This is a genomic window from Proteus mirabilis ATCC 29906, assembly GCF_000160755.1.
GTDB classification, from domain to species: domain Bacteria; phylum Pseudomonadota; class Gammaproteobacteria; order Enterobacterales; family Enterobacteriaceae; genus Proteus; species Proteus mirabilis.
The window spans coordinates 312,918-321,682 of the sequence record NZ_GG668577.1; the positions used below are offsets into that span (position 1 = coordinate 312,918).

At 35.4% G+C, this 8,765-nt stretch carries 15 protein-coding genes; 2 read left to right on the top strand and 13 right to left on the bottom strand.

Annotated features, from left to right (window positions below):
• Positions 1 to 5: 5 nt before the first annotated feature.
• The 9 genes from HMPREF0693_RS07900 to HMPREF0693_RS07940 form a co-directional block, all read right to left on the bottom strand.
• Entirely contained in the window at positions 6 to 368 is a 363-nt protein-coding gene (locus HMPREF0693_RS07900) for a DUF2528 family protein (protein WP_004244700.1), read from the bottom strand.
• A gap of 189 nt (positions 369 to 557) precedes the next feature.
• On the bottom strand, positions 558 to 1,199 hold the full coding sequence (locus HMPREF0693_RS07905; RefSeq protein WP_004244702.1) for a hypothetical protein: 642 nt from the start codon (positions 1,197 to 1,199) through the stop codon (positions 558 to 560).
• Between the two features lie 69 nt (positions 1,200 to 1,268).
• Positions 1,269 to 1,724 (bottom strand): ASCH domain-containing protein, encoded by a 456-nt coding sequence (locus HMPREF0693_RS07910; RefSeq protein WP_004244703.1) that lies wholly within the window; start codon positions 1,722 to 1,724, stop codon positions 1,269 to 1,271.
• A complete protein-coding gene (locus tag HMPREF0693_RS07915; RefSeq protein WP_169306785.1) occupies positions 1,724 to 2,035 on the bottom strand; it encodes a hypothetical protein in 312 nt (103 codons plus the stop codon). Before HMPREF0693_RS07915 ends, HMPREF0693_RS07910 begins: the two co-directional genes overlap by 1 nt.
• 101 nt (positions 2,036 to 2,136) lie before the next feature.
• Entirely contained in the window at positions 2,137 to 2,664 is a 528-nt protein-coding gene (ssb, locus tag HMPREF0693_RS07920) for a single-stranded DNA-binding protein (RefSeq protein WP_004244705.1), read from the bottom strand.
• The gene (locus tag HMPREF0693_RS07925; protein ID WP_004244706.1) at positions 2,664 to 3,275 is read right to left on the bottom strand and encodes an ERF family protein; all 612 of its coding nucleotides are present in this window, start codon (positions 3,273 to 3,275) and stop codon (positions 2,664 to 2,666) included. The genes ssb and HMPREF0693_RS07925 overlap by 1 nt, the downstream gene beginning before the upstream one ends.
• 1 nt (position 3,276) lies before the next feature.
• Complete coding sequence (locus HMPREF0693_RS07930) at positions 3,277 to 3,603, bottom strand: hypothetical protein (RefSeq protein ID WP_004244707.1); 327 nt, start codon at positions 3,601 to 3,603, stop codon at positions 3,277 to 3,279.
• A 12-nt stretch (positions 3,604 to 3,615) separates the two neighbouring features.
• On the bottom strand, positions 3,616 to 3,801 hold the full coding sequence (locus HMPREF0693_RS07935) for a hypothetical protein (protein ID WP_004244709.1): 186 nt from the start codon (positions 3,799 to 3,801) through the stop codon (positions 3,616 to 3,618).
• A gap of 107 nt (positions 3,802 to 3,908) precedes the next feature.
• Positions 3,909 to 4,139, bottom strand: a complete 231-nt coding sequence (locus tag HMPREF0693_RS07940; RefSeq protein WP_004244711.1) for a hypothetical protein — start codon at positions 4,137 to 4,139, stop codon at positions 3,909 to 3,911.
• A gap of 164 nt (positions 4,140 to 4,303) precedes the next feature.
• On the opposite strand from HMPREF0693_RS07940, the gene HMPREF0693_RS07945 reads away from it, so the two are divergent.
• On the top strand, positions 4,304 to 4,843 hold the full coding sequence (locus HMPREF0693_RS07945; RefSeq protein WP_004244712.1) for an ATP-dependent Clp protease proteolytic subunit: 540 nt from the start codon (positions 4,304 to 4,306) through the stop codon (positions 4,841 to 4,843).
• A gap of 217 nt (positions 4,844 to 5,060) precedes the next feature.
• Here the strand turns inward: HMPREF0693_RS07945 and HMPREF0693_RS07950 are convergent, their stop codons facing one another.
• The 4 genes from HMPREF0693_RS07950 to HMPREF0693_RS07965 all read right to left on the bottom strand — a co-directional run bounded on the left by HMPREF0693_RS07950 (position 5,061) and on the right by HMPREF0693_RS07965 (position 8,125).
• Positions 5,061 to 5,381, bottom strand: coding sequence for a transcriptional antitermination N peptide (locus HMPREF0693_RS07950; protein WP_004244713.1), 321 nt, complete (start codon positions 5,379 to 5,381; stop codon positions 5,061 to 5,063).
• A 342-nt stretch (positions 5,382 to 5,723) separates the two neighbouring features.
• Positions 5,724 to 6,233, bottom strand: coding sequence for a DUF4411 family protein (locus HMPREF0693_RS07955; RefSeq protein WP_004244714.1), 510 nt, complete (start codon positions 6,231 to 6,233; stop codon positions 5,724 to 5,726).
• Complete coding sequence (locus HMPREF0693_RS07960; RefSeq protein ID WP_004244715.1) at positions 6,230 to 7,354, bottom strand: ImmA/IrrE family metallo-endopeptidase; 1,125 nt, start codon at positions 7,352 to 7,354, stop codon at positions 6,230 to 6,232. The genes HMPREF0693_RS07955 and HMPREF0693_RS07960 overlap by 4 nt, the downstream gene beginning before the upstream one ends.
• A gap of 129 nt (positions 7,355 to 7,483) precedes the next feature.
• Positions 7,484 to 8,125 (bottom strand): S24 family peptidase, encoded by a 642-nt coding sequence (locus tag HMPREF0693_RS07965; protein ID WP_004244716.1) that lies wholly within the window; start codon positions 8,123 to 8,125, stop codon positions 7,484 to 7,486.
• A gap of 96 nt (positions 8,126 to 8,221) precedes the next feature.
• Between HMPREF0693_RS07965 and HMPREF0693_RS07970 the strand changes: the two genes are divergently transcribed.
• Positions 8,222 to 8,449, top strand: coding sequence for a transcriptional regulator (locus HMPREF0693_RS07970; RefSeq protein ID WP_004244717.1), 228 nt, complete (start codon positions 8,222 to 8,224; stop codon positions 8,447 to 8,449).
• The last annotated feature ends 316 nt before the right edge of the window (positions 8,450 to 8,765 follow it).

The window sequence follows — 8,765 nt, forward strand, 5'->3', positions numbered from 1 at the left end:
GATTACTATCCTGTAATTTCTATATTGTCAGAGTCAATAAACCAAGGTTCTATTTCGTCAATCCGAATCCCCATATCATCTAGCGAAGGATAGCCATCAATTCCTTTATCTTTAGACCAATCGAATTGCTCGGTAAGCCATTCTTCATCCTTGAAGTTATTGAATGCTATTTGTTGGAAGCACTCAGCACAGAACATTGCAAAACCTGCTTTCTCATGGCTACCGTGTATATCAGCTCTATATTCATCACCAGAATAGAATTTATTAATTTGTTCACATGATTTTTTAAATTTATCTTCATCGATAACAGTGATTACCATTTCTAAATCTTTTTGCCACGAGCCAGAACTTATTTTAATTTGTCTCATCTGTATATTTCTCCACAAATAACCTTAACATCCCTCATTGACATTAAATATTCAGCACGTTTATTACATTCTGATTGGGTGTATATTTGCTCCGTCACAGGCACAGCAGAACCCTGTATTAGCATGAGTAATACATATCCGATTATTTTCATTAATTGTTACTCTGAATTTTAGGTATAAAAAACCCTGCTAGTGCAGGAGGTGGTTGTTAGATGTAATTTTTAACATATCCTCTTCAAGTTCAATAATACTATGAATAAGATCGACTCTTTCTCTAAATAAAGAGTTTTCATCTACAAGCCATGATTCTATTTTTTCATTGATGAATACTATAGAGTATATAATTGAGTAAATTGTTTCAGAATAATAGTTATCTGAATTTATGGATAGTATAAGTAAATTGTTTAAAGTGTCATAATTTATCTTGAGTATATAAAAATTAAGTGGGGATTTATTAGGTCTTGCAATTGTTATATGGGTATAATCTCCATTCCTATCGATTGTCCCATCTTTTGATTTTTGCTTTGTAATATGTTCATGCATTTTTTTTATGTACTTTAAATCATCACTAATTCTTCTGCACTCTAAAATTAACACGTCAGATATAGATTTATTTTTTTTGTTAGTTAGCTCTTTTTCAGCGTTTTTATTGTCTTTACGTTGCAATAAGTACACACCTATTGTGGCAAAGATACTAAATGCGGAAATAAAGCTAAAAAATGTACTCCATTTATTATTGTTATCAATATTCCAATAAAAGAAAATTGCGTAAGTTATAGCAACAAAAATAGCAACTCCCAAAGCTATGTATAACAACCAACTTCTATTCATACCCCCTCCTTATTTAAAGCAGAAATCATACTCACATCCATGTGACTAATCCACTGGCAAAATGCCTCCTTAGTCTACTTTGCTAAAATCAATAACCCATACCCATTCGTTATTTACCCAGCTATCAATTCCATATATTGCAATCCATACCGCAGCAAAGTCAGAAGTATGTGTATTTAATTTCCCGTCAAATCCCTCGGCTTCTGCATCACTTTCGCTGATATCGTTTACTTGCTGAACCCAAACATTAGTAATTTCAATTTTCCCTTTGATATTACCGTCCTTGTCTGCAATGTTAATGATGTCGCCAGTTTCACCATACGGGCAATCAACATCAACAAAGCCATGACACCATGCTGCACATACTTGCTCGGATAAGGTGTAACCCTCTTGCCATGCATTAAGCTTACGTAACTCTTCCTCGGTTACTTTAGGCTGTGGCTCAATCGGTCTACGTGCCTGCGTTTTTCTACCATCCATGACAGCCGCTAACATTGCATCGTTAAACTTGATTCTGTCTTTCATCACTCCACCTTTCTATATCCAGCTTTATATAAACGCTCTGCATACATGTAAGCAGTAGCCATACCTGTATCGGAAATATCAAAGCTTCCTTTTTCGGTGTTTACATTCGCAAGTGATAAATCCTTCGCCATTTGCTGAATTTCCTTTTCAGCTATCTCCTTACGTCTCTCATCAGCTATTTCTTTCGCTAAGTCAGAACAGTCAAAGCAAATGTTGGCTTTCTGTCCTTCAATTAAGTTTTCTTTTCCAACTTCACGACTACAAAGACTGCAAACATTTTTAGGATCTGGCTCTGGTACGATAAATTTCATAAATTGTCCATGATGCGAGTAACTATTCATATTCATTCCTCTGCTTGCATCCCTGCGAGTTAAATTAAGCTGTCCGTAGCTTTCATACTGATATCACTTGGTTAAATCACATAAATAGTGTGGCGTGGGTAGGGGAGTCCAATTGGCGCGAATGGAATGTCGTCTTCTTGAAAATCCATCGGTGGCTGATTCTGTGGTGCTTGATGTTGTGCTGGCTTCTGTGGTTGCTGTGGTTGACCCCATCCTTGGTTTTGTTGTGGATTCTGCCTACCAGCCTGATTGTTGTTACCTAACATTTGCATTGAACCATTAATATTCACTACAACTTCCGTGCTGTATCTGTCTTGTCCATTTTGATCTTGCCATTTACGTGTTTGTAATTGGCCTTCGATATAGACTTGTGAACCTTTATGCAGATATTCTCCAGCGATTTCGGCAAGTTTTCCGAATATCACAACTCTATGCCATTCAACGCGTTCCTTGGTTTCACCTGATTGTTTATCTTTCCATGAATCGCTGGTGGCTAATGTAATATTAGTAACTGCATCGCCATTTGGGAGGTAACGCATTTCAGGGTCTTGACCTAGGTGTCCGATTAATAAGACTTTGTTTACACCTTTACTTGCCATTACATTGCCTCCAATTCAGATTTTCTGATGTTATATACTTCCTTTGCTTTCGATTGTTCAGGCGTTTTTCTGAGTAACTTCCATGTTTCACCAAATTCTTTTTTCAAAATATTTAGATCTGTAATAGCTATTGCTGAATTAGTAAAATCTTTCAATATTTGATCTGGTGTTCTCGGTGCTACATTGTGGACTTCTGCATCAGCATCGATTGCCGTTTCTTCGGTTGGTATACAAAATGTTTGGAAAGCTGCGTATTTATATGCAATAGACATGGCTTTATTTGTGGCTTTGTCTCCGCTATCCATCGCTTCACCATAAGTCACAACTGTGTGTTTACTTCCATCTTCAACAGAAACAAATTCAAACTCAGCTTTCACTACGACATAGAATAACAAGCCACCTCTTTGTGTTTGTCTTTCCGTGACGGTACGTTCAATAATCCGTGGAAGAATAAGTAATCCATGCTTAACTAGAGCAGGAGCAAGGGCGTTATATACTGCATCGATTCCTCTGAACATAAATCCTTGTTGTTGGTTTACACTTCCTTTTTTAATGCCCGTTTCAGCCATTTCTCTGGCAACATTACTAATAGCTTTGTATACAGCAGTCATATTAATCCCCTAAATATTGACCTTGACGGCGATCACTTCCGTAGTAATCGACTTCAAAATTATTACTAGGTACATATGTCCTTTTTGAATCTCGTTGGGCTCGAATATGCTCTGGAAGAGGAGGGTGATTTTTTGATGCATCTAAATTCATATACCAAAGCGTCATAGCGAGTCTCTGTTCAGCTATGCTAGGCGAATTGTTAGGTATTTCTCCTTCAATAATAGCTATTGAATGAGCGAGAACTTCTTTGAAATTTCTTTTCGGAGTAGATGAACTTAGTCGAGGGTATTTATCATTTGGGTATATTTGATTATTAAAATTATTCACAAAAAATTACCTCTATCCATAGAGCCTATTCATTGGGATATTCATTTTTTTGCATACCTTTGCGTTGTATTGCTGTTTTATGCCATAAGCCTGTTTTAATGTCTGATTGGCCTTATTCCATCCATGTTCATCTTTGAGAAAATGGGCGTTCCTTGCTTGGATTTGAGCTAAACAAAGTGTGTATTTATCAATGTTCATGTTTACCTCTGGATGTGCAAAATCCTCACTAATTAAGTGATAGTGGTAATGATTAATATATTCTGGTGTTGGCGAAAAAAGATTTAGATGAGAGGAAAATATTTTTATTAATGTTTAACTTTGTTTACTAAGGTATTTAAAACGGCTTTTTTTAATGCCGTTTTTATCGCATTTTCTCCAATCAAATTATCTGAGAAGTCGCTTAGTAATATAGCTAACTCAGGGATTTCATCTGAAGCATTTATTTGAGTGTTTACTTCTACTCGATGTGGTTTATTTTCAATATGATTTAAAGTCAACTTGACGTTAATAACAACGGAAGTATCTTGTTGAGTCATGATTTATTTCCTATTGGTAAAGTTATTGTTGCTTATCTTATGGATTGGAATTAGTTAATTGTGGCTGCTTTTAACCACTTTAGGCGAGGTGGTTTCACTGTGCTCCTATATATGAAATCGGTTATAATTAACTCCCCACCCCACACAATATGAGAGTTAGTTAAATGGTCTTTGTCATTAATTTCTTATGCCCAGTTACGCAAAATACAATTAGTCAGCTTCAAGATAGGTGCTTAACAGCTATAGCAAATGGAGCTACTGAAATAAAAATACACATATCTAGTCAAGGTGGTGATATAGCTGCTGGATTCACTGCGTATAACTTTTTAAAATCTCTTCCTGTAAATGTCACCACGCATAACATTTCTAATGTTGAATCTATCGCAAATATTATCTATTTAGCTGGCTCAAAAAGATTAATAAATCCTATGGCTAGGTTCCTATTACACCCATTTCATTGGGGGTTGGGAGGATTGCAGAGCGTAGATCATGAAAGACTAAGGGAATGGGTTTTAAGTTTGGATAATGACTTAGAGAGATTTATCAATGTAATGAATACGGAATGTTCCCAGCAAGACTGGAGAGGTATAATCAAAGCATCAACAATATATAATTCTTCTGATGCTATTGAGTTAAATATTGCCAGTGAAATTTCCGATGCCTCCATAGAAAGCACTGATAAGTTGCTTTGGGTTATTTGTTAATTCACCATACTGATTATTTATATTTAACTCTATCGAATTAAAGGTGCTTTCTTTTTCCAATACAATAAAATCGCCTTTTACAAACTGAGCAATCTTTTGGGGTTTACCATTAGTGAAGTCATATGAATATACACGCTCTCGCTTCAAAATTTCAGCAATCGTTTCTCAGGTTATATTTTTCTATTCTGGTGAAAGATCTTTAAAACTCATTTTACCCCTATCTAGCGGTCACTCTGAACTTATTGCGGGGCATTTTTGTTTTAACTCCTGAAAATATTAATACGTCTGGTAAACAACAGTTATCAGGTGATGATTGATACTTAGGTTCAATACTTCTAGTCACAGGAATGTGGCTTAGTGATAGTGTCTTTTCAACGCGGTTTAATTTTTTAGTTTCTAGTTGAAATATTGAGTCCAGTTGCATCTCAATATCTTTAATTGCAATGGCTTCGACTTTCCGTCTGGCATGACGTCTATTTGCAGAGTTACCACGTAAAAAGTCTGGTTTGCGTGATTTCTTCACTTTTATAGTTGCCATATATCCTCCAAACAGTTGGCTTTAGTGATTGGTGATAAAATAAATCCGAAAACCTTCTGAGAAGGTTGACGCTTTATCAGCGTCGCCGTTCTGGTAGCTAATACACAGCTCGCCACCATCGTTGTTAAAGAACATCAACGTGCTGTGTTCCGTTGATGTTCTTAGTTTATTAAATACTAAAATATAGGTCAAGTATTTACTAAACACTATTTAGTTAATGGTTAACAAAACCATGAATGTTAAGCAAATTTATTTGTAAAAAACTTAGATTGTAGCGCAGATCACTTTTGGATGAATGGAAGATGAAAAAGAAAAGCCCTATCCTAAGTTGAAAGGGCTATATTATTGTTGCGAGAGAATGAATTGGACTTGAAAATTCCTTAGAAGCTCATTAGTTCTAATAGTTTTAACATTAAAATAATCACAAATATCAGGTATTTTTGGCTTACAACTATTGTTTTTATCTCTAATTTCGTGAGTAACTACAATGGAGTTTGTTGCTTTTGCTTTTGCTATGATCCATGGATCTGCAACGGATAAAAAGTTTTGTATATGGGGTAAGCTATTTTTATGTCTTGGTGTATATTCTTTTTGAACATAATTTGCAATAGCACGAAAATGTACTTGAGTTTCCTGATCATCAATGCTTTGGAAACAATGCCTTATGTTTTTTGACCAAGAACATATTTCATCATCTCGTTTTTGTAATTCATCAAAGACATTTCGAATACTTATTAATTGCCCATCTATGAATTTAGAACCCATAAATTCCCAGAAACCAGGACATAAATCAAAACAATAATAATCATTTTGAGCTTGAATAAATATATTTGCGTCAATTAGATAGCTCAAAGCCCGAACTCCTTCTGAGCAAATGCATATAGTTTATTTGGCTGTATTCCTGTTAAACTTTGAGCCTCTCTTAAAAGTATTTTTCCTTCTAACGCCTGAGTAATCACGGCAATAGTAAGACGCTCACTAGTTCTCACTTTTTGGTTGCGATTATAATCGCCACCACTAGAGGTACTTTTTTCATTTATTATACTTACGTATTGTGTATATTCATGTTTGCTTATCAGTTTTAAATCTACAGCTCGCCTAGCTATTACCCAGCTACTAACTCTGAAAATATCTCTCAACATATCAATATTTTCTTCAAGAGATATACTATTATTCCATTTTTCTAAAAATATTATTTCTGGAGTTAAATATTCAGCAGCAGCAGCATTGCAAATCATCTCTTCTTTTTCTCGAGAGTTTATAGATAGATCAGATATTGCGGACTGGCCGAGAATCAGATGAGATAACTCATGAACCAAAGTAAATATTTGTGCTGCTTTTGCATCGTTAGTGTTAATAAAAATTACTGGTGCTATCTTATCTGCGATACAGAACCCTCGAAAATCATCAACACTAATAGGTCTTGTATTATTGCTTTTTACAACACCACTTCTCATGACTAGAATTCCAAGAGACTCTATTTTTTTTACTAATACGGAGAAAAAATCCCTCCATTTACCTCTAGTTGGCGGAATTTGAAGGTCAATGTATTCTTTTATTGTAGCTACAATTTGCTTAGGGTGACTATTAGGTGGGAGCTTACCAATTAGCTCAACTTCAGGTATCCCATTGGATAAGGCATAATCTCTATACCAATCTTGTTTAATTAACACATCACTAATAGTGTCTTTTAGTGCTACACTCACCTCGTTATTTCTACTTCCCACAGTTCTCCTATCTGGGATTGGTAGATTTTCTTCTGGTGGCGTATTGAGATATAAATACCCAAACGGGATTTTTGTTATATTTGCATATCGTTGCGCTTGTGCAAAAGAGATAGGTTCTTTACCTTCTTCCCATGCAATAATTACATCAACAGGCTTTTTGAATTTTTCAGCAATATAATCCACAGAGAGAGAAGCTCTGCATCTCGCCCATGTAAGTATATTGTTGTTTATAAATGCCTGTGTCATTGTATGCCTTGATATGTTATACGCTATTCTCTTTATTTGAGTATGTATTTAACTGAATAAAATATCAATTTGGTTATACCTATTATTTCTTATACATCACAACATCTTTCTAAAGATGCTATGAGGCTACTAAAAAAGTGTTTTACCTGTTTTTTCACAGATATCAATAAACTTGATAGGTTTAACTATAGCTGCGACATAATGAATTGTATCTACTTGGTCTGGTGATAACGTTATTGGTTTATGTGAGTTGTTGATACTGGTGAATTGATAGTCGCCATCTCTAGTTTTATTAAAGATTTTTATCATGTTGTGACCATCAATCGTGCGTACAAATACCTCGTCACCTGTTTTTACTGATGTATTCGGTTCAACGACAACATACTCACCTGATTGAATGCGAGGCCACATACTGTCACCTTTAACTTTGAGCCCGTATGCATCAACATCATCACTGTATATTTTTAACCATCCACTATGGGCTTCAATCATATCAACAGCACCATCGACACCTAGAAATGCTTCGCCACGTACTTTGACTAAACCTGATGGTATTTTACCTATGAATTCAACCTCATCATCCTGAATATCTTGGGTATCCAGATAACCAATAGGCATCCCATAGTCTCTTTCTAGACGACGAGCTGCCTTCTCTCCAAACGATGATTTACCACTCATCAGTTGAGATATATAGCTTTTCTCTTTAGTGGGCAGGGTTTTACCTTTAAACCACTGTGAGAGTTTTATTTGTCTTAATTTTTTTATTTCCATACCTTTATTTTGATTAGTAATGACTAAACAAGCAAATACTTGACGTTGGGTTTAGTGTTTAATAAACTTCATATTTAAAACTAATGGAGAGTAAATATGGAGTTAAAAAAATATATAGATTCACTTGAGTGGGGTGGTGCTAAAGAATTAGCTGACCAATTGGGTGTTTCGAAGTCTTTCCTTTCTCAAATGGCATCTGGTGTTAGTGCTATTTCTCCTAAACGTTGTGTTGAAATTGAAATAGCAACAAATGGTGCAGTTACACGCAGAGATTTAAGGCCAGACGATTGGTATAAAATTTGGCCTGAATTAGAAACTGTATAGTTTTATTCGCTCTTTAACAATCGCAGTTTTTGACTGCTACGGAGTCGCTGATAAAGCGACAACTTTTCCCCCAATATCAACTCATACGGAATGAGCCACGGATCATTATTGTCCCTTAGTTAACTCATAAGGACTTTAAACAATGGAATGCGCAAATACACGCAAACAATTCAATCAATTTATCTCTAATCACCTAATAGCTTCAGCATTACAAGCATTGAGAAATAAAACTCAGTCTGCTGTGGCTAGAACGTTAGGTGTCCATGATTCAACAATCCTACGTCGTACTGAAAAATATCCTGAAATATGCGAAACA